Here is a 22290-nt window from a genome sequence, read left to right on the forward strand (position 1 = left end):
GTGTCATGGACGAGAACATGAGCACCCCGCACCCGCAGGATCCGGCCGAAGGCGCTCCCGGCGTCGACGTCCCTGACGAGAACTCCGGCCAGGGCGACGGCACCGGCGGCGCGATCCAGGGCGACAGCTCCCGCGGCGAGTCGACCGGCGGCGCCATCCAGGGCAGTTCCGGCCCCGGCCACGACGCGCCGCTGGGCGGCGACGAGAACACCGAGGACGAGCTCGCGGCCGACAACGCCGCCGAGGAGGACACCCTCCGCACGCTCGACCCCGACTCCCCGCCGGCCTGAGCCGTCGACCCACCCCTTTCGAGACGAGCCACCCCCTTGCGAACGTTCGCAAGGAGGTGGCTCGTGCAGAAGGGGGTGGGTCGGCCGCGGTCAGGCGTCGAGCACCACCTTGAGCTGCTCGATGGCCCAGTCGAGCTCGGTCGCCCGGATGACGAGCGGGGGCGCGATGCGGATGGTCTGCCCGTGCGTGTCCTTCACGAGCACACCTCGGTCGAGCAGCTTCTCCGCGATCTCTCGGCCCGAACCGATCGCGGGGTCGATGTCGACGCCCGCCCACAGCCCGGCGATGCGCACGCCCGTGACACCGTGGCCGATCAGCGGCTGCAGCGCCTGCTCCAGGTGTGCGCCGAGTGCCCGCGCACGCTCCTGGAACTCGCCCGTCTGCAGCATCTCCACCACGCGCAGGCCGACGGCCGCCGCGAGCGGGTTGCCGCCGAACGTGGAGCCGTGCTCGCCGGCACGGATCACGCCCAGCACATCGGTGTTCCCCACCACGGCCGAGACCGGGAGGATGCCACCGCCGAGCGCCTTGCCCAGCAGGTACAGGTCCGGAACGACACCCTCGCGGTCGCACGCGAACGTCTCGCCGACACGTCCGAGCCCGGCCTGGATCTCGTCGGCGATGAACAGCACGTTCTTCTCGTCGCAGATCTCACGGATGCGGCGGAGGTACCCCTCCGGCGGGATCACCACACCGGCCTCGCCCTGGATCGGCTCCACGAGCACGCCCGCCGTGTCCTCGGTGATCGCCGCGGCGATCGCCTCCGCGTCGCCGAACGGCACGCGGTCGAAGCCGGGCGTGTAGGGACCGAAGTCGTCGTGCGCGGTCTCGTCGTCGCTGAAGCTCACGATCGTCGTCGTACGGCCGTGGAAGTTGCCCTTCGCCACGACGATCCGCGCCTTCCCCTCGGGGATGCCCTTCACGCGGTAGCCCCACGCCCTGGCGACCTTGATGCCGGTCTCCACCGCCTCGGCGCCCGTGTTCATCGGCAGGACGAGCTCCTTGCCGCAGAGCTCGGCGAGCGCGGCCGCGAAGGGCTCCAGCATGTCGCTCTGGAACGCCCGGCTGACGAGCGTGACCCGACCGAGCTGCTCGGTCAGGGCCGCGACGAGCGCGGGGTGACGGTGCCCGAAGTTGACCGCGGAATAGGCCGCGAGCAGGTCGAGGTAGCGCTTGCCCTCGACATCGGTCACCCACGCTCCCTCGCCGCGCGCGATCATCACCGGCAGCGGGTGGTAGTTGTGCGCGACGTGCGGCTCCGCGACCGCGGTGGGTCCCTGAGCCTGTCGAAGGGTCGCTGAGCTCGTCGAAGCGCCCGCCGTCTGCTCGATCGTCACTTCGCACCCCGCAGCTCGAGCGTGCAGCACTTGATCCCGCCGCCACCGAGGAGGAGCTCGGACAGGTCGACGGTGATCGGGTTGTAGCCGCGCTCCCGGAGCTGCTGCTCAAAGCCCTTCGCCCGCGGCGAGATGATGACGTTGTAGCCGTCGCTCGAGGAGTTCAGGCCGAACACCGCGCCGTCCTCGTCCGACACGAGGATCGCGTCGGGGAAGCGCTTCTCCAGCTCGGCACGGCTGGCGTCGTCGAAGGCTCCGGGGAGGTAGGCGATGTTCGCCCGCTCGGGGCCGCCGTTCTCCACGCCCTGCACGGGGTCGAGCACCGCGATCGCGGTGTCGAGGTGGTAGAAGCGGGGGTCGGTGAGGTTCAGCGACACGACCTCGCGGCCGAAGACCTCGCCGACCTCGCGGTGGCTGTCGCCGGTGGAGCGGAACCCGGTGCCGGCGAGGATCACGTCGCCGACGAGCAGGAAGTCGCCTTCGCCCTCGTTGACCTCCTCCGGCATGACGGTGTCGTAGCCGGCGGCGCGGAACCAGTCGGCGAAGGCCGGAGCCTCCCCCTGCCGCTCCACGAACCGGAACTCCGGCACGTAGGCGCGCCCGTCGATGAGGAAGCCGCCGTTGGCCGTGTAGACCATGTCCGGGTAGCCGGGGAGCGGATCGATGAGCTCGACCTCGTGGCCGAGCTCGACGTACAGGTCGTAGAGCTTCTGCCACTGGGCGACGGCGTTGGCGGTGTCGGTCGGCCGCGACGGCTCCATCCACGGATTGATGGAGTAGTTCACCGTGAAGTGCTCGGGACGGCACATCAGGTAGTGGCGGCGGTGCGCGGTGCGCGTGGGGGCGGTGGTGACGGCGGTCTCCGGCGTCGACATGGATGCTCCTCGTGTGAACGGGCGCGGCGGACGCTGTCCAGGGGCCCGGCGGTCCTTCGACCCCCTGCTCGGAAGAGGCGGAGGGGAAGATGCGACTCGGGCACGCCGGTGACCATTGTGCCACCGGACCCTGGGCGCCACCAGCATCCGTCCCGTGTCGCCGTCAGCCCTCGCGCTGCGTCACCACGACCTTGCCGACCGTGTGCCCGGCCTCGACGTGCGCGAGCGCCGACACAGCATCGTCGAACGGGTATGCGCGCTCGATCACGGGGACCAGGTGCCCCTCCTCCACGAGCTCGAGCAGCTTCGCGAGGATCTCAGGGCGCGGGGTCGCCGCGAGGGACACGACCCGGGGTCCGCGGACCGAGAGCACGGCGGCGCGGATCATCCGCGGCACCGGACCGAGTACCCGTCCGCCGTCACCGGTCACCAGCACCACGCGACCGCCCGTGCGGACGAGGCGCTGCAGTTCGCGGATCGGCACACCGCCCGCGAGGTCGATGACGGCGTCGAACCGGGCGGAGGGCAGGTGTGTGAGCGGAGACGTGCGGTGGTCGAGCGTACGCACGGCTCCGAGGCGCTCCAGCAGCAGGGCGTTGTGCGCGCCGCACGTCGCCCAGACCTCGGCCCCGCGGAGCGCCGCGAGCTGCACGGCGAAGGTCCCCACGCCGCCCGACGCTCCGATCACGAGGACCCGCTGTGCGCGGTGCCGCAGCCCCACCCCGGCGGCGTCGAGCGCCTGCCACGCGGTGCCTCCGGCGATCGGCAGGCACGCAGCCGCCTCGGGTGTCACGTCGGGCGGGACGGGCACGACGCGGTCGGCCGCGATGCGCGCGGCGCCGGCGAGCCCTCCTCCGCCCTGCAGCTCCCCCACCACGAGTTCGCCGAGCTCGGCGTTCACCACGTCCGCGCCGACCGCCACGACGGTGCCGGCGACGTCGAGCCCGCGCACGGGGTTCTTGGGGCGGGCGAGCCCGAAGAACGGCCGGACCAGCAGCGGGTCGCCGAGGAGCAGCCGCACGTCGCCGGCGTTGAGGGCGGTGGCCTGCACGCGCAGCACGACCTCGCCCCGACGCGGCTGGGGGACGGGCTGCCGGGTCAGTGCTGTCCCGGCGGCCGGGCCGTAGGTCTCGCGGGTCCAGGCGGGCATGGTCTCGGTCATGCGGCACCTCCGGGGTCGGTCGGATACGCGAACAGATCGTCGATCCCGACGCCGAACGCCCGGGCGATCTGGAACGCGAGCTCGAGTGTCGGCGAGTACTTCTGCTGTTCGATCGCGATGAGGGTCTGCCTGGTGACCCCGATCGTGCGGGCGAGCTCGGCCTGCGTGAGTCCGGCGCGCTCGCGATGGGCGCGGATGGTGTTGGAGACGAGGGTGGGCTTGACCATCAGCGCAGCCCTCGGCGGTACGCGATCGCCCGGGCGACACCGCCGACGACGGCCGCCACGAGGAACCCGGCGAACATCGTGTTCGCGATCCAGAACACGTCGGCGCCGAGACCGCAGAGGACGATGACCCCGAGGCCGGCGATGGTGACGAAGGCCTGCTCCACGCGGGCTCCCATCCGGCCGATGTCCCGGTCGCGGATGTCGGAGCGGCCGACGCCGTCCGGATCGGACATCCCGGCGATGATGCCCCAGAGGATGCTGATCAGGATCGTCCCGACGATGCCCCCGCCGATCGTCCACAGCATCAGCGGGAACCAGTCCGACGCGGTGAGCGGTCCGCCACCGGCCTGCTGCATGAGCAGCAGCACGTAGACGACCGCGACGATCGGACTGACGATGAGCCCGGCCCAGACGTTGCGCTCCTCGTAGACCATGCGCTTCCCCTCGTGTCAAAGATTCTTGACACGAGAGTACGTCCGCATCACACCTGTGTCAAGAATCTTTTACACCCGCATTCCGTCCCGCGCAGTCTCTTCCGGGATCACAATCGCACCCCCGAGCCGCCGCTCCCGCCCGTTTCCGATCCCGCATGTCCTGCGCAGCCCGAAGCGGGATCGAAAACGCGCCAGCCAGGGGCCGGGAAGGCACCTTTTCGAGCCCGCACCGCACTGGCACCGGCACCCGCACCCGCACCGGAACGGGCGGGGGTCAGATGACGGAGGCGCTCCAGGGGTCGGGGTTTCCGTAGCGGTGGGCGGTGATCGAGACGGACTGCTCGTGCACGAACGGGAGGAGCTCGATGCGGGCCGCCGCCGTCACCTCCGCGTCGTACACCGCGAGGTCCGGATCACCGCCCGTCGCCACCGCCAGCGCGGAGCGCAGCGCCGCCACCGACTCCCGTCCGCCCACGAGCCGCACGCGCTCATGCCGCGGAAGCACCGGAACCCCCGCGTCTCCCGATGCTCCAGCCTCCTCGGCCACCCGCATCCGCTGGAGCCACTCGGCCTCGGTCTCCAGGAACACCACGGCGTCGAGGTCGCCCAGAGCATGCCGCACGCCCGCCGGAAGCCCGACCGGAGTGGACACGACGGAGCCCGCCCCCGCACGCACCCCCGCGATCACGACCCGCAGCAGGTCGTGCAGGGCGGCGTCCTCGGTGGCGCGGATCTCCACCGGCACGGGCCGATACCGGAAGAGGTTGCGCTCGATCTCCAGCCGCGAGACATCCCGCACCCGGCCGAACTCCCGGTCCCAGGCCAGCGCGTCCGACAGGGCGGACCGTCGAAGCCACTCGAACGACTCGAACGGGAGGGAGGGCTGCGCGGCCTCGATGAGCCCCGTGATCCGGGAGTCGAGCCCGCGCAGGTGGAGGGTGCTCGACGCCGGGGACCCGTGCTGCGCGCGCCACGTTCCGAGCCCGATGAGGTGGTTCGGCCCGCCGGGCTTGGCACCGGCGCCGACGGAGGAGCGCTTCCACCCGCCGAACGGCTGCCGCTGTACGATCGCTCCCGTCGTGCCGCGATTGACGTAGAGGTTCCCGGCCTGCACGCGGTCGAGCCAGAAGGCCAGGTCGTCGGGATCCTGGGTGTGGAGCCCCGCCGTGAGACCGTAGGCGACCGCGTTCTGCAGGTCGACGGCCTTCGCGAGGGTCGGGGCGTGCATGATCCCGAGGACCGGTCCGAAGAACTCCTCGGTGTGGAAGCGGGAGCCGGACTGCACGCCGACCCGCACGCCGGGGCGCCAGAGCCGTCCGCTGCCGTCGTCGGCGGGGTCCAGGGCGGGTTCGATAAGCCACCGCTCGTCGCCCTCCAGCTCGGAGAGGGCCCAGGCGAGCTTGCCCTCGGGCTTCTCGATGACGGGGCCCACCTCGGCGAGCGGATCCGAGGGCCACCCGACCCGCATCGAGCGGACCGCGTCGGCGAGCTGACGCGCGAAGCGCTGCGAGCGCCCCACCGGCCCGACGAGGATCGCGAGCGACGCCGCGGAGCACTTCTGCCCCGCGTGCCCGAACGCGCTCTTCACGAGGTCGGCCACGGCGAGGTCGAGGTCGGCCGAGGGCGTGATGATCATCGCGTTCTTGCCGCTGGTCTCCGCGAGCAGGGGCAGGTCGGGGCGCCAGGAGCGGAACAGCGCCGCGGTCTCCCACGAGCCGGTGAGGATCACCCGGTCCACGGCCGCGTCCGTGATGAGGGCACGGCCGAGGTCGCCTTCCTCGATGTCGACGAGAGCGAGGGCCTCGCGGGGCACGCCGCCCTCCCACAGCGCCGCCACGAGCACCGCCGCGCACCTGCGTGCCTGCGGGGCGGGCTTGAGGACGACGCCGGACCCCGCGGCGAGCGCCGCCAGAACGCCACCGGCAGGGATCGCGAGGGGGAAGTTCCACGGCGGAGCGACGACGGTCACCCTGGCGGGGACGAACACGGCACCGGAGATCGCATCGAGCTCGCGGCACGTCGCGGCGTAGTACCGGGCGAAGTCGACGGCCTCGCTCACCTCGACGTCGGCCTCGGCGAAGACCTTGCCGGTCTCCGCGGCCGCGACCTCGATCAGCTCCCCGCGGCGGGACTCGAGAGCGGCCGCCGCGCGCAGCAGCACCTCCGCCCGCTCGGCCGCGGGACGTGATCCCCACGCTGCCGCCGCGCCCTGCACGCCGCGCACGATGCGGCCGAGGTCATCGGCGTCATCGACACGGGCCGCGTCCAGGACATCCCTCCCGACCGTCGAGTCCACGAGCCTCGCACGGATCCCCGCCGCCCACTCGCGATTCGCGGGGAGGGCGAGGTCGGTGTCGGCCGTGTTCACGAAGCCCGGCGCGCCCCCGGTGTCCTCCCCGCGCTCGCGCGCGGCGTACACGGCGGTCTCGAGGTAGGCGCCGGTGTCGGTGTCGTCGGAGCCGCGCACGATGCCGAGCACCGCCTTCGTGAGGTCAGCCTCCGCCGCCGGACCGACCGGGGCGGGGCGCACGGACTCGTGCACGGGCGCGAGGCGGTCCTGGGTGCGCCGCGGGCCGAGGCCGAGGGCCGGGTCCCCCGCCCGGTCTAGGGCGTCGAGGAAGCGCTCGGCCTCCCGCGCGAAGAGAGACTCGTCGTCGTGCAGGTGGAACGCCGCGGAGAGGAAGTTCTCGGACGACGCGTTCTCCTCCAGCCGCCGCACGAGGTAGCTGATGGCCACATCGAACTCGGCGGGCGCGACGACCGGTACGTACAGCAGCACCGGACCGACTTCGCGGGACACCGCCTGCACCTGCCCCTGGGCCATGCCGAGCAGCATCTCGAACTCGACCGCGTCGCGGACGCCCCGCTCCCCGGCGAGCAGCCACGCGTGGGCGATGCCGAAGAGGTTGTGGCCGGCCACCCCGATCCGCACCGAGGTCGTGTGCTCGGGCTGCAGCGCCCAGTCCAGGCAGCGCAGGTAGTTGGCGTCGGTGTCGAGCTTCGTGTCGTAGGGCGCGGGCGTCCATCCGTGCAGGGTCGCCTCGACGTGCTCCATCGCGAGGTTCGCGCCCTTCACGAGGCGCACCTTGATGCGGGCCCCGCCGTGGATCACGCGATCCTGTGCCCAGGCGGTGAGCTCCTGCAACGCCGGCAGCGCGTCGGGCAGGTAGGCCTGCAGCACGATCCCGGCCTCGAGTCCGGTGAGCCGAGGGTCCTCCAGGATCCGCGTGAAGACGGCGATCGTGAGGTCGAGGTCGCGGTACTCCTCCATGTCGAGGTTGATGAAGGTGCCGTCTTCCGCAGCCGTCACGTAGAGAGGGAGCAGCCGGTCGATGACCCGCTCGACGACCTCGTCGAAGCCCCACATCGAGATGCGGCTGACGATGGCGGAGACCTTGACCGACACGTAGTCGACATCCGGACGCCGGATGAGCTCGTGGATGCCGTCGAGCCGCCGCTGCGCCTCCGCCTCCCCGAGCACCGCCTCCCCGAGGAGGTTGAGGTTCAGTCGCGACCCCGACTCCCGCAGCTTCTCGATCGCGGGTCCGAGCTTCGCGGGCCGGGCGTCCACCACCAGGTGCCCCACCATCTCGCGTAGCGCCCGCCGCGCGATCGGCACGACCGGCGTCGGCAGCACCGGGGCGACCCCGCCGCCGAGCCGCACGGCGGAGCGCAGGTACCACGGCAGGAACTCCGGCACGATGGGCGCGATGCGGCGCAGCTGGGCGGCCGCAGCGGTCAGGCTCTCCGGCCGCATCACGCCGTCGACGAAACCGAGGGTGAACGGCAGGCCGTTGGCGTCGCGGAGGACGCCGGCGAGACGCTCGGCGGCGGGGTCGACGTCGGCCGCAGCCGCCTCGATCACCCAACGGCGCGCGAGTTCGACGGCCTGATCGGCGAGGGATGCGGATGCCCCCGCCTCCGCGGAGGATGACGACGACTCTGCCATGTGACCACCCTAGGTCTCCGGTCGCGGAATCCCGGGGTGCCCGACCGGGCGGGCCGCAGCCGGGTCAGTTCCAGATGCTGGGGGCGGGCGTGCGCACGGGAGGCAGAGCGGACGCGGCGGCCCAGTCGTGCACCCACGCGTCGATCTCGGGCACCCCGTCGGGCTTGCCCACCGCGGCGAACAGCTCCTCGTTGCTGACCGTGCCGCCGGACCGGCGCAGCACGCGGGCCCGCACGATGGCCCTGGCGTAGACCTCGCCGGCGACCACGGCCCGGTGCTCCAGGAACAGCGCCTTCTCGTCGTGCCCGATGAAGCGGGACTGCACCTCGAACCGCTGCCAGAGCTGGAGCGACTTGCGGAAGGTGATGGTCTCGCTGGAGACCACCGCGTACCAGCCCTGCTCCTTCATCACGTCGAACAGCCCCGTGCGGATGAGGTGGTCCCAGCGGCCGAGGTCGAACAGCGACAGGTACCGGCCGTTGTTCATGTGGCGGAGGATGTCGAGGTCCGTGGGCAGGGTGGTGACAGTGACGGTGCCGACGGCGGTCGGGTCGAGGGTCTTCCCCTGCCGTACGCGACGACGCGCACCGAGGATCACGAGGAGGGTCCGCCAGATCACATTCACGAGCACTGATCGTAGCCATCCGCGCACGACGGTCGAACTTCGTTGTCCGATTCCTCCATGCCGTCGAAGGGCCTCCCACGGGCCGTCACCCCGATTTCCGATTTCCACGGACCCGCCGTAGAGTCACCGCATGAGCGCCGAAGCCCAGCCCGAAGTCATCGTCCGTCCGGTCCGTGATGTGGATGCGGAAGCCCTCGGTCGCGTGCATGCGCAGTGCTGGCACGAGACCTACGATCACCTCATCAGCAAGGCGGCGCTGGAGAAGGTCTCGCCCCGCCGTATGGCCGAGCTGTGGACGCACTGGGCCTCGCAGGGCCCCGACTTCAAGATGAACGCGGCGCTCGTCGACGGCGAGATCGTCGGCTTCGTCGGCTCGGGTCCGGCTCGCGACAAGGACGCCCCGGCGTTCCGCGAGCTGTACTTCATCTACCTGCTCGACGCGTACCACTCGACCGGCATCGGGCAGAAGCTGTTCGACGCGGCCGTCGAGAAGGACGAGCCGCTCTACCTCTGGGTCGCCGAGGACAACCCTCGCGCGCACCGGTTCTACACGCGCAACGGGTTCCACCTCGACGGCGCGGCGCACACCGAGCCGTTCCTGGGCGAGACGCTCACCGAGGTCCGCTTCGTGCGCCCCTGACCCTCGTCCTCACCGAAAGGGCCGCCCCGCGGGGCGGCCCTTTCGTCTGCGCTCAGAGGCGTTCGATGATCGTGACGTTCGCGACGCCGCCGCCCTCGCACATCGTCTGCAGGCCGTACCGTCCGCCGGTGCGCTCCAGCTCGTTGAGCAGGGTCGCGAGGATGCGGGTGCCCGTCGCGCCGATCGGATGCCCCAGTGCGATGCCGCCGCCGTTGACGTTGACCTTCTCGTGCGGCGCACCGGTCTCGCGCATCCAGGCGAGCACGACCGAGGCGAACGCCTCGTTGACCTCGAACAGGTCGATGTCCTCGATCCGGAGTCCCGTACGCTCCAACGCGTGCCGGGTCGCCGGGATCGGTGCCGTGAGCATGAGCACGGGGTCGTCGCCGCGGACGGAGACGTGGTGGATGCGGGCCCGCGGCGTGAGGCCGTGCTCCTGCACCGCCCGCGCGCTGGCGATGAGCACGGCACTCGACGCATCGCTGATCTGCGACGCGACCGCAGCGGTGATCCGCCCGTCGGGCGCGAGCGGCGGCAGGCCGGCCATGCGTTCGAGGGTGGTGTCCCGGCGCACGCTCTCGTCGTGGTCGAGCCCGGCGAGCGGCGCGATCTCCGCCGCGAACCGCCCGTCGTCCTGGGCCTGGGCCGCCCGGCGGTGGCTCTCCAGCGCGTACCGCTCCATCTCCTCCCGTGAGATGTCCCACCGCTCGGCGATGAGCTCCGCTCCGCGGAACTGCGAGATCTCCTGGTCGCCGTAGCGCTCCTGCCATCCGGGCGACTCGGCGTACGGCGTCGTGAAACCGTACTCCCGGCCGACGGTCGCGGCGGCGGTGAGCGGGATCCGCGACATGTTCTGCAGCCCGCCGGCGATCACGAGGTCGCTGGTGCCACTGAGCACCGCCTGCGCGGCGAAGTGCACGGCCTGCTGACTCGATCCGCATTGCCGATCGATCGTGACGCCCGGCACGTGTTCCGGGAAGCCGGCGACGAGCGACGCGGTGCGCGCGACGTTCCCGGCCTGCCCGCCGATCGCATCGATGGCTCCGAGGATCACGTCGTCCACGGCGCCGGGGTCGATGCCGGTCCGGTCGACGAGGGCCCGCAGACTGTGCGCGCCGAGGTCGGCGGGGTGGATCTCCGCAAGAGCGCCGCCACGGCGTCCGACCGGCGAACGGACCGCGTCGACGATGTAGGCCTCTGCCATGATCTCCCTCTTCTCAGTCCTCCGTGCCGGCCGGCAGGAGCAGCCGGAAGCGCTCGCACAGCACCGGCATGTCGGGTTCGTAGCCGCGCGGGTTCTCGGAGTGGGTGCGCCAGTAGCGCTCGTGCACCTCGCGCCAGTGCGCCAGGGTACGATCCCCCTCCCCCTCGGCGAAGGCGTGCGCCTCGTCGACCTCGTCGAACGGAACGATGTCGATCGCCGTGGTCTCGATCACGGCGCGCGGAGCGCCGGTCCCATCGAGGATGATGCTGAGCTCGCCGACGGTCGGCAGCGGATCCCCCGACTCTTCGTAGTCCCAGAGAGAGGACGCCGTGCCCACCTTGATACCCGCGAGCACGAGCTCCAGGAGCTCGTCGGCGTGCTCCGGCGTCGCGCCGAAACCCCACGCCTCGGGAAGAGGCTCCGGCAGGTGGGGCAGCGCGATGCGGGCCTCGCGCCAGTAGTCCTCGATGGCGGTGCGATCGGTCATGGATCAGCGCCCCGAGACCTTGCCGAACGCCTTCGCGATCGGGGCGAGCACGAGCGGACGCGCAGCGACCCAGGCGACCGCGATCACGACGAGCGAGGCGATGAACACCCAGAATCCCGTCCACGTCGCGGCATCCTGCGCCGCGAACATGTGGTTGAGGTTGCGCAGGAAGCCGGTCAGCATCACGAGCGCGACGTGCGCGATGATGAACGCCACGAAGTAGAGCATCACCGGGAAGTGCAGGGCGCGCGCCCACTCCACCGGGTACGCCTTCGACAGGCGCTCCGCCCTCTTGGGCCAGAGCCCCGACATGCGGAACCCGGTGACCGCGGCGAGCGGCGCCGCGAGGAAGACGGTGACGAAGTAGGCGAGCTGCTGCAGGCTGTTGTAGTTGTTCCAGCCGTTCTCGTGCGGCCAGTCGAACGAGATGTACTGGAGGGCCGCCGACAGCGCGTTCGGGAACACCTCCCAGCTCGTCGGCACGATCCGCACCCAGTGCCCGGTGACGAACAGCAGGACGACGAAGATCACGCCGTTGACCAGCCACAGGATGTCGAGCGCCTGGTGGAACCAGAGGTTCAGGCTGATCTTGCCCTTCGGGTTGTTCCGCGGGGACCAGAACACGCTCGGCCGCTTCTCGGTGCGCACCTGCAGCCCCGAGCGGATGATCAGCACGATCAGGAACATGTTGAAGAAGTGCGCCCAGTTGACCCACGGCGCGAAGCCGGGCTCGACCGGGATCGGTGGCTCGTACTCGCCAGGGAAGGCCGCCAGGAAGTCCTGCATGAACGGGAGGCTCAGCAGCGTGCGGACGAGGGCCACGGCCGCGGCCGCGAGCACGCCGAGGGCGGCGGCGCCGAACAGCGTCGCGATCGCCTGGGTCCATGTCGGGCGACGGCGAGCGCCGGAGACGGTCGATGAGGCGGCGGCCGGGAGATGCCGCGGTGCTCGACCGTTCCAGACCGTACGGGTCCAGGGCAGCGGCGCGCTGATGTCGGCGCCGGTGGCGAGCGCGGTCCCCGGGACAGCGGCCGGCTCGGAGACGAGGGTCGCGGACGGCGCCGCCGTCTCCGGGATCGCGGAGACATCCGCCGCCACGGCCGGGGACGGAGCGGAGGTCGGACGGGCGGGCACGGTCCCCGCGGGGGGCCAGGGCTCGCCACCCGGGACTCGGGGCAGTCCGCGGCGGACGCTCTCGCCTGCGGCGGGCGTCTCGGGAGCGGGCGCCGCAGCAGGAGTCCGAGCCGGCGCGGCGGACGACGCGGCGGCAGCGGGCGCGGCAGGAGGCGCAACGGGCGCGGCGGACGCCGCGGCGGAAGGTGCGGTCTCGCCCGGCACCACGGCGGGTGCGGACGGCGCCGCGGGCGCGGCCGCGACCGTAGACGGCGGCCAGGGCTCACCGCCGGGAACGCGCGGGAGACCCCGGCGGAGCGCCCGACGCGGCGCGGCGTCCGGCTGCGCAGCCTGGACGCCGGTGGCGTCCGGCGTGACCGCGGTGGGGTCGTCCTCCCCGCCCTCCGGCGTCGCGGAGACCGGCGTCGCCACCGGCGGATCGACGACGATCTCGGCCGGGCCCGCATCGACGGTCTCGACCGTCGCATCGGCGGGCGGCCACGGCTCGCCGCCCGGCACCCGCGGAAGCCCGCGGCGCAGCACCCGCGTCGCCATGACTACTTCTTCCGTGCCTCGAGCGCGGCGATCACCTGCGGGACGATCGCGAACACGTCGCCGACGATGCCGAAGTCGGCGACGTCGAAGATCGGCGCCTCCGGGTCCTTGTTGATCGCCACGATGTTCTTCGACGTCTGCATGCCGGCGCGGTGCTGGATCGCGCCGGAGATCCCGAGCGCGACGTAGAGCTGCGGCGACACCGAGACCCCGGTCTGCCCGACCTGGTGGGACTGCGGGATGTAGCCCGCGTCGACCGCGGCGCGCGAGGCACCGACGGCCGCGCCGAGAGCGTCGGCGAGCTCCTCGACGAGCACGAACTTCTCCTTCGACGCGAGACCGCGGCCACCGGAGACGACGCGGGTCGCTCCGCGCAGCTCGGGACGAGACGAGGTGGCTTCGACGGTCTCGACGGGGCCCGCCGTCGCGGCGACCGCTCCGGACGGGGTGACCGCGAGCTGCTCGACCTGCGGGGAGGCGACCGCCTCGGCCCTGGCCTCCACCGCGCCCTGGCGCACCGTGACGATGAGCGTGCCGTACGTCGCGGCCGCATCGACGAGATACGCCCCGCCGTAGACCGAGTGGTGGGCGACGATGCCCTCGTCGTCGCGGGAGACCCCGACGGCATCCACGGCGAGAGCGCTCTTCGATCGCACCGCGAACCGGCCGGCGACATCACGCCCGGAGATCGAGTTCGAGATGAGGACGGCTTCGGGCTGCACCTGCGCGGCAGCGGCCTGCAGCGCGTCGACGATCGGGACCGTGAGCGCCGACGGGTCGCCCTCGGCCGTGAGCACGACCGCGGCTCCGGCCGCCGCGGCCGTGGCGACCGCGGTCTCGGAACCGCCGACGATCAGCGCCACCGGGGTGCCGATGCCCGCCGCCGCGCCGAGGAGTCCGGCGGTGCTGCTGGCGAGCTCGCCGGACGGGTCGACGTCGAGGAGCACGAGGATCGGGTTCTCGGGGTACGCCATGTCACACCAGCCTGTTCTGCACGAGGAACTCGACGAGCTTCTCGGCGGCATCGCCCTCGTCGGTGATCTTGACACCGGCCGCCCGCGGAGGCTTCTCGGAGACGGCGGTCATGATGGTGCGCGGAGCCGCCGCGGGGTCCGCCGACACGTCGAGTTCGGCAAGGGACAGCACCTCCAGCGGCTTCTTCTTCGCCGCCATGATCCCCTTGAAGTTCGGGAACCGGGCGTCAGGGAGCGCCTCGGTGATGGAGATCACGGCGGGCAGCGGCGCGGTCACCTGCTGGTTCCCCGCGTCCGCACCCCGGGTGCCGGAGATGCCGTCGGCCGTGATCTCGACCGCGGAGAGGGCGGTGGCCTGCGCCCAGCCGAGGTGCTCGGCGAGCATCGCGGGCAGGACGCCACCGGCGCCGTCGGTGGACAGGTTGCCGGTGATGACGAGGTCGGGGGCGCCACGGCGGATCGCGGCGGCGAGCACCTCGGCGGTGAGTCCCAGGTCGGCGCCGACGAGCTGCTCGTCGACGATGTGGATCGCGGAGGCGGCGCCGATCGCGAGGGCGCGTCGCACCGACGCGGTCGCGCTCTCCGGCGCCATCGTGAGGGCCACGACCTCGGTGCCCTCGTTCTTGTCGGCGTAGGAGAGAGCGACCTCCAGGGCCCGTTCCGTGATCTCGTCGAGGACCACATCCCCGGCGCTGCGATCGGCGAGGCCGGTCTCCAGATTCAACGTGCGATCACCATAGGTGTCCGGCACCTCTTTGACCAGGACGAAGATCTTCATCGAATGCTCCTCACGACACGCTGAGTCTATCCGCCCGCTCTTCTATGTAGCCAAAGGCAGAGGGATCCGCAGGCTGCACCCGACATTTCGGTCACGAATGTATACATAGTCGACAGTTGCCGTCCTCGGCTCGCCGCTGGCGACCGGGGGCGCCCTACGCCGGTACCGTAGAGACGTGGTCCGACCCCGCCCGCTTCCCGTCGACCCGCTCGCCGAGGCGAAGCGGCAGTGGATCGCGCACGGCTGGACCGAGGCCGCAGACGGCATGACGGTCGTCACGTCGGTGATGCGGGCCCAGCAGCTCCTCCTCGCCCGCGTCGACGCGGCCCTCAAACCCTTCGCGCTGAGCTTCGCGCGGTACGAGGTGCTGCGGCTGCTCGCCTTCAGCCGGGCCGGACGACTGCCGCTGTCGAGCGTCGTCGCGCGCCTGCAGGTCCACGCCACCACCATCACCAGCACCGCCGAACGGCTCGTGCGCGACGGCCTCGTGATCCGCGAACCGCACCCCCACGACGGACGCGCCGCGATGCTCGCCCTGACCGACGCCGGGCGCGACCTCGTCGAGCACGCCACGACCGCCCTCAATGCCGACGTCTTCGCCGACCCCGGCATGAGCGAGGCCGACGCCGCGGAGCTCGTCGCCATCGTCGCCCGCCTGCGCCGTGACGCCGGCGACTTCATCGATCCGCGCCCGCTCCCCGAACCGCTCTGATGCCCCGGTTCGTGCTCGACACCGTGATCGCGGCGCCCCGCCCGGTCGTCTTCGCCGCGGCACTGGACCCCGAACTGCATCTGCAGTCCATGGCGCGCTACAGCGAGACCATGATCGAGGAGCCTGCGGGCGGCGCGTTCACCGAGGGGTCCACGGTGACCTGGCGCGCGCGGCACTTCGGCATCCCGTTCCGTCTGCGCTCCGTGGTGTTCGACATCGACGCGCCGCATCGGTTCACGGACCGTCAGATCGCCGGACCGTTCCGCGAGCTCCGGCACGAGCATGTGTTCGAGGAGCACCCGCGTGGCACCCTCATGCGGGACACCGTCGTGTTCCGGTCGCCTTTCGGGCCCCTCGGCCGCCTCGTCGACGCCCTGGTCCTGGGGCGGTACATGGAGCGGCTGATCGCGGAGCGCAACACCGCCCTCGTCGCCGCGATCGAGGACGGCGGGCGTACTCTTCCTGCATGAGCGAACTGCGCGTGCACACCGTCCTCACCGGTCGCGGTCCCGCCGCGGCGATCCTCCTCACCGACGAACAGGTGGCCTCCTTCGGCGCGGGGAAGACCTTCCCGGTCGCGGTCACGATCGGCGGCCGCACCGCCCGCCTGCGCCTGGCCCGGATGGGCGGCGAGAACATGATCGGTCTCAGCAAGGCCGCCCGGGCGGACCTCGGGGTCGAGATCGATCAGGAGGTGGACGCCGTGATCCGGCTCGACACCGCAGAGCGGACGGTCGAGGTGCCGCCCGCCCTGGCCGCCGCCCTCGACGTCGACCCCGCGGTGCGCGCCGCCTTCGACGCGCTTTCCCCCTCAGCCCGCAAGGAGCACGCCAGGGCGGTCGCCGGCGCCAAGCAGGACGCGACGCGCGAGCGCCGGATCGCGAAGATCGTGGAGTCCCTGCGCGGCTGACCCGTTCACAACTCAGGAGAACTGCGGCCGACCGGGCCCCGACACCGCAGAACGCCGGCTCCGCGACCGATCCTCCTGAGTTGTGAACCGCGATCAGCGGTTCTGGAAGTCCGGCGTGCGCTTCTCGCGGAAGGCCGACATGCCCTCCTTCTGGTCGTGCGTGTCGAACAGCGCCGCGAACGCCTGCTTCTCGTGGGCGAGGCCGGCGGACAGCGTCGTCTCCATCGCCGCATCGAGCGCGGCCTTGGCGGCGTAGACCGACGGCAGCGACTTCGACGCGATCGTCTCCGCCAGCGTCGTCGCCTCGGCCAGGAGGTCCGTCGCGGGGACGACGCGGGACACGAGTCCGGAGCGCTCCGCTTCCTCGGCCCCCATGAAGCGGCCGGACAGCACGAGCTCCGTGGCCTTGTAGTACCCGACCGCGCGGATGAGCCGCTGTGTGCCGCCCATGCCGGGGATCACCCCGAGGTTGATCTCCGGCTGTCCGAACTTCGCCGTGTCCGCGGCGAGGATGATGTCGCACATCATCGCCAGCTCGCAGCCGCCGCCGAGCGCGAATCCGGAGACCGCCGCGATGACCGGGGTGCGCACGGCAGCGAAGTCGTGCCAGACGCCGAAGTGGTCGGTCTCGAGCATCTCCGCCGCGGACATGCCCTCCATCTCCTTGATGTCGGCACCCGCCGCGAAGGCCTTCTCGGAGCCGGTCAGGATGATCGCCCCGATCCCGTCATCCGCATCGAAGGCCTGCGCGGCCGCGGTGACCTCCTCGGCGAGCCGGCTGTTCAGCGCGTTGAGCGCCTCCGGACGGTGGAGGGTGATCCACCCCACGCGTCCGCGCTGCTCCACCAGGATCGTCTCGTACTCGGTCATCGCTGCCGCCTTCCTGTCGTTTGTCATCCACCCTCCCCTTCGAATCGCCCGATGTGCTGCATTTCGGCCGGATTCGCGACCATTCAGGCGATTCGAAAGCCGGGGTCAGCCGCGGATGTCGGTGATGATGCCGGAGAAGTCGCGGGCGGCGCCGTCGCCGGCGGCGTAGGCGGCGTACAGCTCCTGCGCCAGACGACCCATCCGGGCATCCGTCGAGGTCTGCTCGATGGCCTGCAGCGCGAGACCGAGGTCCTTCGCCATGAGGGCTCCGGCGAACCCCGGCTGGTAGTCCCGGTTCGCGGGGCTCGTGGGCACCGGGCCGGGGACGGGACAGTTCGTGGTGAGTGCCCAGCACTGCCCGGACGCCTGGGACACCACATCGAACAGGGCCTGATGCTCGAGCCCGAGCCGCTCGCCCAGCACGAAGGCCTCGGCGACGGCGATCTGCGACACCGCGAGCACCATGTTGTTGCAGACCTTCGCCGCCTGACCGAGCCCGGATCCGCCGCAGTGCACGATGCGCTTCCCCATGATCTCCAGCAGCGGAAGCGCCGCCGAGAAGTCGTCGTCGGAGCCCCCGACCATGAACGCCAGGGTTCCGGCCTCCGCCCCGACCACACCTCCGGAGACCGGGGCGTCGATGTGCCGATGGCCCGCGGCGAGCGCGAGCGCATGGGCGGCCCGCGCCTCGTCCACCGCGATGGTCGACGACTCGATGAACAGCGTCCCGGGGCGCGCGGCCGCCAGCAGCTCCGTGCGGTAGGCCTCGATGACGTGCTTCCCCGCCGGGAACATCGTCACCACGACCTCCGCGTCCGCCACCGCCTCCGCGCCGCTCGCGGCCACGGGGATCCCGGCCGTCCCCGCCGCCTCGATCGCCGCGGGCACGAGGTCGAAGCCGTGCACCTCGTGTCCGGCGGCGACGAGGTTCTTCGCCATCGGCAGGCCCATGTGCCCGAGCCCGAGGAAGGCCACGCGGGTCACGAGGCGCTCCGCATCGACGTCGACCCCGCGGGTCGCAGCATCTCCCGCCCCACGATGAGGCGCATGATCTCGTTCGTCCCCTCGAGGATCTGGTGCACGCGGAGGTCGCGGACGATCTTCTCGATGCCGTAGTCCTGCAGGTAGCCGTAGCCGCCGTGGAGCTGGAGCGCGCGGTTGGCCACCTCGAAGCCGGCGTCGGTCGCGAAGCGCTTGGCCATCGCGCACCGCATCGTCGCGTCCGGCGCCTTCTCGTCCACTGCCTGCGCGCCGTCGCGCATCATCAGCCTCGCCGCCTGCAGGTCGGTGCGCATGTCGGCGATCGCGAAGAGGATCGACTGCTTCTCCGCCAGCGGCTCCCCGAACGCGACGCGCTCGTGCACGTATTGCACGGCCTTGTCGAGCGCTGCCTGCGCACCGCCGATCGAGCACGCCGCGATGTTGAGGCGTCCGCCGTTGAGCGCCGACATCGCGATCGCGAAGCCGCGGCCCTCGTCGCCGAGCATCGCGGACGCCGGCACCCGCACGCCGTCCATGATCACGGGACGGGTGGGCTGCGCGTGCCACCCCATCTTCTTCTCCGGGGCGCCGAAGCTCAGGTTCTCCGCGTCGCCGGGCACGAGGAAGGCGCTGATGCCCCGGGCTCCCGGCTCGCCGGTCCGCGCCATGACGACGTATACCGCGGCCTCACCGGCTCCGGAGATGAACTGCTTCACCCCGGTCAGCACGTACTCGTCGCCCTCGCGGACGGCGCTGGTCGCGATGTTCGCCGCGTCGGATCCGGCTCCCGGCTCCGTGAGGCAGTAGCCGCCGAACTCCTGCATGGCGGTCAGCGACGGCAGCCAGCGCGACCGCTGCTCGTCGTCGCCGTAGGTGTCGATCATCCACACCACCATGTTGTGGATGGAGATGTAGGCGGCCACCGCAGGGTCGGCCTTGGCGAGCTCCTCGAAGATGGCGACGGTGTCGACGCGGGTGAGCCCCGTGCCGCCGAACTCCTCGCTCACGTAGATCCCGCCGAGGCCGAGTTCGCCACCGCGCTGGAGCGACTCCCGCGGGAACAGGTGCTTCTCGTCGCGTTCGGCGGCGAACGGAGCGAGCTCCGCATCGGCGAACTCCCGCACGGCGTCGAGGATCGCCTCGCGCTCCTCGTCAGTGGTGGTGACAGTGGTCATGGTCATCGCGTGTCCTTAGTGCATGGTGGGGATCACGAAGCTCGCGCCCTCGCGGATCCCCGACGGCCAGCGGCTCGTCACGGTCTTGGTCTTCGTGTAGAAGCGGAAGGCGTCGGCGCCGTGCTGGTTGAGGTCGCCGAAGCCGCTGCGCTTCCAGCCGCCGAACGTGTAGTAGGCGATCGGCACCGGGATGGGCACGTTCACGCCCACCATCCCGACCTCCACCCGGGCGGCGAAGTCGCGGGCGGCATCGCCGTCGCGCGTGAAGATGGCGACGCCGTTGCCGTACTCGTGCTCGGAGGCCATACGCAGCGCCTCCTCGTAGTCGGCGGCGCGGGCGATCACGAGCACGGGGCCGAATATCTCCTCGCGGTAGATCGCCATGTCGGTCGTCACGTGGTCGAAGAGCGTCGGCCCGAGGTAGAAGCCCTCCTCGTGACCGGGGACCGTGAACCCGCGGCCGTCCGCGAGCACTGTCGCCCCTTCGTCGATGCCCTGCTGGATGTACCCCTCGACCCGCTCGACGGCTGCCCGCGTGACCAGGGGGCCGTAGTCGACGTCCGGCGCGAGGGACGGCCCGACGCGCAGCTGGGCGACGCGTTCGGTGAGCTTGGCGGCGAGCGCATCCGCGGTCTCCTCGCCGACCGGGACCGCGACGGAGATGGCCATGCACCGCTCCCCCGCGGAGCCGTAGCCGGCGCCGATGAGGGCGTCGACGGCCTGGTCGAGGTCGGCGTCGGGCATCACGATCATGTGGTTCTTCGCGCCGCCGAAGCACTGCGCCCGCTTGCCGTGAGCGGCCGCGGTGGCGTAGATGTACTCGGCGATGGGCGTGGAGCCCACGAAGCCGACCGCGCGGATCCGGTCGTCGGTGAGCAGCGTGTCCACCGCCTCCTTGTCTCCGTGCACGACGTTGAGGACACCGGCGGGCAGGCCCGCCTCGAGGAACAGCTCGGCGAGACGCACGGGCACCGAGGGGTCGCGCTCGCTCGGCTTGAGCACCACGGCGTTGCCGGCGGCGAGGGCGGGGCCGGCCTTCCACAGCGGGATCATGGCGGGGAAGTTGAAGGGCGTGATCGCCGCGACGACCCCGAGCGGCTGCCGCATCGAGTACACGTCGATGCCGGCCCCGGCACCGGTGGAGTACTCGCCCTTGAGCAGGTGCGGGGCCCCGGCGGAGAACTCGATGACCTCGAGACCCCGCTGGATGTCACCCTTGGCGTCGTCGACGGTCTTACCGTGCTCGCTCGCGAGGAGTTCGGCGAGCGAGGTCATCTCCTGCTGCACGAGGTCGAGGAACCGCAGGAGGACGCGGGCGCGCTTCTGCGGGTTGGTCGCCGCCCACGCGACCTGCGCCTCTTCGGCGTTCGCGATCACGCGGCGCACCTCCTCCGCGGACGCGAGCGGCACCCGGGCCTGCACGGCTCCGGTGCTCGGGTCGAAGACGTCGGCGAAGCGGCCGTCTTCCGGGGTGACATGCGTTCCGCCCACGAAGTGCGGGATAGTACGGGTCATTGTGCGACATCCCTCCGTGCCCTCTTTGGCACATCGGCGAGTTTACTCCGACGACCGTGAAAATACGAGGACGTCCTTGTATCTCTCGGCGTCGGGCAGACGAGTGGCCGCACGGCGCCGTTCGCCCCTCGTTCACCCGCTGGCCACCTGGGCCGATTACAAATGCAGATGCACGGCACAGACTCAGACCGGATCGGGTAGTCGCGTCTCCCGTGCACACGGTGAGCACTCTCGCTCCCGTCGCGGCCCCCACGCCGCGAGACCCCCGCCGAATCGGGTCGGCGGGGGTCTTCTTCTTCCCCTTCGAATCGCTTGCCTTGCTCTATTTCGCCCGGGGATCGAGCAAAGTGCGCGATTCGAACCCGGGCTGTGGAGACCGGACCCAGTCCGACAGCAGCGGTGCGAGCGTGGGGGCATGGGACGACGACACGAGCTTCCGGCCGGTTTCGGGGTGGACTTCGCGGTACGGACGGCGCGGCTGCACGGCGTGAGCCGAGGTCGATTGCGCGGATCCGACCTCGAGGCTCCGTTCCACGGCGTCCGCGTGCACCCGCGAGCGGACCCCGTGATCGCCATCGCTGACCTCCCCCGCCGCGACCTGGGTCTCCCTCGGCACGCTGCCGCTCGCGGACCTGGTGGCGCTCGGCGACTACTTCTGCCGACGCTGGAGGCCGGGAGTCGGGCGGCCGGATGTCGCGAGGCAGCCCTGGGCGACGATCGATGAGCTGTGGGAGATGCTGGCGGCATCCAGCCCGGATCTGGAGCCAATCGCGCGACTCGAAGGAGAACTAGAATCGACCAGGCGCCGCGACCCTGGCGCCGTCGCCCCGCGTCCGCACCCCGACGCCGCTCACCCCGAGGACCGCACCATGTCCGCATCCGCCCCTGTGTCCGAACCCGTCACCGTCTCCATCCGCCGCGAGGTCGACCCGGAGCGCATCGCCGAGGCGACCGCGTGGGTGCAGACCGGGGTGAACCTCGCGACGAAGTACCCGGGCTTCCTCGGCTCCGGCTGGGTCCGTGCCGGCGAGGACTCCCAGGTCTGGCACATGCTCTACCGCTTCGCGAGCGAGGACGCGCTCACCGCGTGGGAGCAGTCCGGGGAACGCGCGTGGTGGCTGTCGATGGGCCAGGGCTTCGTCCGCAGCGAGAGGTCCAAGCGCCGCTCGGGCATCGAGGGCTGGTTCGACGAGCCGTCCACCGGCTCCATCCCCGTCGTCGACCCGGACGGCACGACGAGCACCGTGACCGTCGCCCCGGCGCCGCCGCGGTGGAAGCAGGCCGTCTCGATCTGGCTCGGCTTCTTCCCCGTGAACCTCGCGTTCACCTACGCCATGAGCCCGGTGCCGGGATGGGACGCCGTTCCGCTGTGGCTCCGCGTGCTCATCACCACCCTCGTGCTCACGCCGATCATGACGTACTGGGTGCTGCCGTTCGTCACGCGCTCCCTGCGGAACTGGCTCGCCCGCTAGCGGG

Annotated in this window: 22 protein-coding genes; 6 read left to right on the forward strand and 16 right to left on the reverse strand. The window is 71.5% G+C overall.

What is annotated here, in order from left to right:
• The first annotated feature begins 5 nt into the window (after positions 1–5).
• On the forward strand, positions 6–290 hold the full coding sequence (locus tag RI211_RS14985) for a hypothetical protein (RefSeq protein ID WP_025105431.1): 285 nt from the start codon (positions 6–8) through the stop codon (positions 288–290).
• A 90-nt stretch (positions 291–380) separates the two neighbouring features.
• On the opposite strand, the gene rocD is transcribed toward RI211_RS14985, so the two are convergent.
• From rocD to RI211_RS15020, 7 genes are all read right to left on the reverse strand, one after another.
• A complete protein-coding gene (gene rocD / locus RI211_RS14990) occupies positions 381–1628 on the reverse strand; it encodes an ornithine--oxo-acid transaminase (RefSeq protein ID WP_315636274.1) in 1248 nt (415 codons plus the stop codon).
• Positions 1625–2503 carry a dimethylargininase gene (gene ddaH / locus RI211_RS14995; RefSeq protein ID WP_187662474.1) on the reverse strand — a complete coding sequence of 293 codons (879 nt, stop codon included), beginning with the start codon at positions 2501–2503 and terminating at the stop codon, positions 1625–1627. Before ddaH ends, rocD begins: the two co-directional genes overlap by 4 nt.
• Positions 2504–2666: 163 nt before the next feature.
• Positions 2667–3665, reverse strand: a complete 999-nt coding sequence (locus RI211_RS15000) for an NAD(P)-dependent alcohol dehydrogenase (RefSeq protein ID WP_315636276.1) — start codon at positions 3663–3665, stop codon at positions 2667–2669.
• Complete coding sequence (locus tag RI211_RS15005) at positions 3662–3892, reverse strand: helix-turn-helix transcriptional regulator (protein WP_060922632.1); 231 nt, start codon at positions 3890–3892, stop codon at positions 3662–3664. Before RI211_RS15005 ends, RI211_RS15000 begins: the two co-directional genes overlap by 4 nt.
• On the reverse strand, positions 3892–4326 hold the full coding sequence (locus tag RI211_RS15010) for a hypothetical protein (protein WP_315636279.1): 435 nt from the start codon (positions 4324–4326) through the stop codon (positions 3892–3894). Before RI211_RS15010 ends, RI211_RS15005 begins: the two co-directional genes overlap by 1 nt.
• A 274-nt stretch (positions 4327–4600) precedes the next feature.
• The gene (locus tag RI211_RS15015; protein ID WP_315636281.1) at positions 4601–8275 is read right to left on the reverse strand and encodes a proline dehydrogenase family protein; all 3675 of its coding nucleotides are present in this window, start codon (positions 8273–8275) and stop codon (positions 4601–4603) included.
• Between the two features lie 64 nt (positions 8276–8339).
• Positions 8340–8900 carry an acyl-CoA thioesterase gene (locus tag RI211_RS15020; RefSeq protein ID WP_187662479.1) on the reverse strand — a complete coding sequence of 187 codons (561 nt, stop codon included), beginning with the start codon at positions 8898–8900 and terminating at the stop codon, positions 8340–8342.
• 130 nt (positions 8901–9030) lie between these two features.
• Here RI211_RS15020 and RI211_RS15025 point away from each other — a divergent pair, with 130 nt between their 5' ends.
• Positions 9031–9540: a GNAT family N-acetyltransferase gene (locus RI211_RS15025; RefSeq protein ID WP_060922628.1), complete on the forward strand. Its 510-nt coding sequence runs from the start codon at positions 9031–9033 to the stop codon at positions 9538–9540.
• Positions 9541–9592: 52 nt separating this feature from the next.
• On the opposite strand, the gene RI211_RS15030 is transcribed toward RI211_RS15025, so the two are convergent.
• From RI211_RS15030 to RI211_RS15050, 5 genes are read right to left on the reverse strand one after another with little or no spacing between them, the layout of a single operon-like run.
• Complete coding sequence (locus tag RI211_RS15030) at positions 9593–10744, reverse strand: acetyl-CoA C-acetyltransferase (protein WP_315636284.1); 1152 nt, start codon at positions 10742–10744, stop codon at positions 9593–9595.
• Positions 10745–10757: 13 nt separating this feature from the next.
• Positions 10758–11231, reverse strand: a complete 474-nt coding sequence (locus tag RI211_RS15035) for an ASCH domain-containing protein (protein WP_268777072.1) — start codon at positions 11229–11231, stop codon at positions 10758–10760.
• Between the two features lie 3 nt (positions 11232–11234).
• A complete protein-coding gene (locus tag RI211_RS15040; protein WP_315636286.1) occupies positions 11235–12899 on the reverse strand; it encodes a cytochrome b/b6 domain-containing protein in 1665 nt (554 codons plus the stop codon).
• Positions 12900–12901: 2 nt separating this feature from the next.
• A complete protein-coding gene (locus tag RI211_RS15045; protein WP_315636288.1) occupies positions 12902–13873 on the reverse strand; it encodes an electron transfer flavoprotein subunit alpha/FixB family protein in 972 nt (323 codons plus the stop codon).
• Position 13874: 1 nt separating this feature from the next.
• Positions 13875–14651 (reverse strand): electron transfer flavoprotein subunit beta/FixA family protein, encoded by a 777-nt coding sequence (locus RI211_RS15050; protein ID WP_315636289.1) that lies wholly within the window; start codon positions 14649–14651, stop codon positions 13875–13877.
• A 175-nt stretch (positions 14652–14826) separates the two neighbouring features.
• On the opposite strand from RI211_RS15050, the gene RI211_RS15055 reads away from it, so the two are divergent.
• From RI211_RS15055 to RI211_RS15065, 3 genes are read left to right on the forward strand one after another with little or no spacing between them, the layout of a single operon-like run.
• On the forward strand, positions 14827–15363 hold the full coding sequence (locus RI211_RS15055) for a MarR family winged helix-turn-helix transcriptional regulator (RefSeq protein ID WP_315636291.1): 537 nt from the start codon (positions 14827–14829) through the stop codon (positions 15361–15363).
• Positions 15363–15833, forward strand: coding sequence for an SRPBCC family protein (locus tag RI211_RS15060; protein ID WP_187662486.1), 471 nt, complete (start codon positions 15363–15365; stop codon positions 15831–15833). The genes RI211_RS15055 and RI211_RS15060 overlap by 1 nt, the downstream gene beginning before the upstream one ends.
• Positions 15830–16273 carry a YdeI/OmpD-associated family protein gene (locus tag RI211_RS15065; protein ID WP_315636294.1) on the forward strand — a complete coding sequence of 148 codons (444 nt, stop codon included), beginning with the start codon at positions 15830–15832 and terminating at the stop codon, positions 16271–16273. The genes RI211_RS15060 and RI211_RS15065 overlap by 4 nt, the downstream gene beginning before the upstream one ends.
• 93 nt (positions 16274–16366) lie before the next feature.
• On the opposite strand, the gene RI211_RS15070 is transcribed toward RI211_RS15065, so the two are convergent.
• The 4 genes from RI211_RS15070 to RI211_RS15085 form a co-directional block, all read right to left on the reverse strand.
• Positions 16367–17143: an enoyl-CoA hydratase-related protein gene (locus RI211_RS15070; RefSeq protein WP_315636839.1), complete on the reverse strand. Its 777-nt coding sequence runs from the start codon at positions 17141–17143 to the stop codon at positions 16367–16369.
• Positions 17144–17248: 105 nt separating this feature from the next.
• Complete coding sequence (gene mmsB / locus RI211_RS15075) at positions 17249–18127, reverse strand: 3-hydroxyisobutyrate dehydrogenase (RefSeq protein ID WP_292795081.1); 879 nt, start codon at positions 18125–18127, stop codon at positions 17249–17251.
• A complete protein-coding gene (locus RI211_RS15080) occupies positions 18124–19305 on the reverse strand; it encodes an acyl-CoA dehydrogenase family protein (RefSeq protein ID WP_268777066.1) in 1182 nt (393 codons plus the stop codon). The genes mmsB and RI211_RS15080 overlap by 4 nt, the downstream gene beginning before the upstream one ends.
• Before the next feature lie 9 nt (positions 19306–19314).
• Positions 19315–20814 (reverse strand): CoA-acylating methylmalonate-semialdehyde dehydrogenase, encoded by a 1500-nt coding sequence (locus tag RI211_RS15085; protein ID WP_315636299.1) that lies wholly within the window; start codon positions 20812–20814, stop codon positions 19315–19317.
• 869 nt (positions 20815–21683) lie between these two features.
• On the opposite strand from RI211_RS15085, the gene RI211_RS15090 reads away from it, so the two are divergent.
• Positions 21684–22286: an antibiotic biosynthesis monooxygenase gene (locus tag RI211_RS15090; protein WP_062765537.1), complete on the forward strand. Its 603-nt coding sequence runs from the start codon at positions 21684–21686 to the stop codon at positions 22284–22286.
• The last annotated feature ends 4 nt before the right edge of the window (positions 22287–22290 follow it).

The organism is Microbacterium meiriae (assembly GCF_032364335.1).
GTDB classification, from domain to species: Bacteria; Actinomycetota; Actinomycetes; order Actinomycetales; family Microbacteriaceae; genus Microbacterium; species Microbacterium meiriae.

Excerpts from the sequence above, each read along its gene's own strand:
- RI211_RS14985 (WP_025105431.1), top strand. The coding sequence starts at position 6 with ATGGACGAGAACATGAGCACCCCGCACCCGCAGGATCCGGCCGAAGGC.
- ddaH (WP_187662474.1), bottom strand. The coding sequence starts at position 2,503 with ATGTCGACGCCGGAGACCGCCGTCACCACCGCCCCCACGCGCACCGCG.
- RI211_RS15000 (WP_315636276.1), bottom strand. The coding sequence starts at position 3,665 with ATGACCGAGACCATGCCCGCCTGGACCCGCGAGACCTACGGCCCGGCC.
- RI211_RS15005 (WP_060922632.1), bottom strand. The coding sequence starts at position 3,892 with ATGGTCAAGCCCACCCTCGTCTCCAACACCATCCGCGCCCATCGCGAG.
- RI211_RS15010 (WP_315636279.1), bottom strand. The coding sequence starts at position 4,326 with ATGGTCTACGAGGAGCGCAACGTCTGGGCCGGGCTCATCGTCAGTCCG.
- RI211_RS15015 (WP_315636281.1), bottom strand. The coding sequence starts at position 8,275 with ATGGCAGAGTCGTCGTCATCCTCCGCGGAGGCGGGGGCATCCGCATCC.
- RI211_RS15025 (WP_060922628.1), top strand. The coding sequence starts at position 9,031 with ATGAGCGCCGAAGCCCAGCCCGAAGTCATCGTCCGTCCGGTCCGTGAT.
- RI211_RS15030 (WP_315636284.1), bottom strand. The coding sequence starts at position 10,744 with ATGGCAGAGGCCTACATCGTCGACGCGGTCCGTTCGCCGGTCGGACGC.
- RI211_RS15035 (WP_268777072.1), bottom strand. The coding sequence starts at position 11,231 with ATGACCGATCGCACCGCCATCGAGGACTACTGGCGCGAGGCCCGCATC.
- RI211_RS15040 (WP_315636286.1), bottom strand. The coding sequence starts at position 12,899 with ATGGCGACGCGGGTGCTGCGCCGCGGGCTTCCGCGGGTGCCGGGCGGC.
- RI211_RS15045 (WP_315636288.1), bottom strand. The coding sequence starts at position 13,873 with ATGGCGTACCCCGAGAACCCGATCCTCGTGCTCCTCGACGTCGACCCG.
- RI211_RS15050 (WP_315636289.1), bottom strand. The coding sequence starts at position 14,651 with ATGAAGATCTTCGTCCTGGTCAAAGAGGTGCCGGACACCTATGGTGAT.
- RI211_RS15060 (WP_187662486.1), top strand. The coding sequence starts at position 15,363 with ATGCCCCGGTTCGTGCTCGACACCGTGATCGCGGCGCCCCGCCCGGTC.
- RI211_RS15065 (WP_315636294.1), top strand. The coding sequence starts at position 15,830 with ATGAGCGAACTGCGCGTGCACACCGTCCTCACCGGTCGCGGTCCCGCC.
- RI211_RS15070 (WP_315636839.1), bottom strand. The coding sequence starts at position 17,143 with ATGACCGAGTACGAGACGATCCTGGTGGAGCAGCGCGGACGCGTGGGG.
- RI211_RS15080 (WP_268777066.1), bottom strand. The coding sequence starts at position 19,305 with ATGACCATGACCACTGTCACCACCACTGACGAGGAGCGCGAGGCGATC.
- RI211_RS15085 (WP_315636299.1), bottom strand. The coding sequence starts at position 20,814 with ATGACCCGTACTATCCCGCACTTCGTGGGCGGAACGCATGTCACCCCG.
- RI211_RS15090 (WP_062765537.1), top strand. The coding sequence starts at position 21,684 with ATGTCCGCATCCGCCCCTGTGTCCGAACCCGTCACCGTCTCCATCCGC.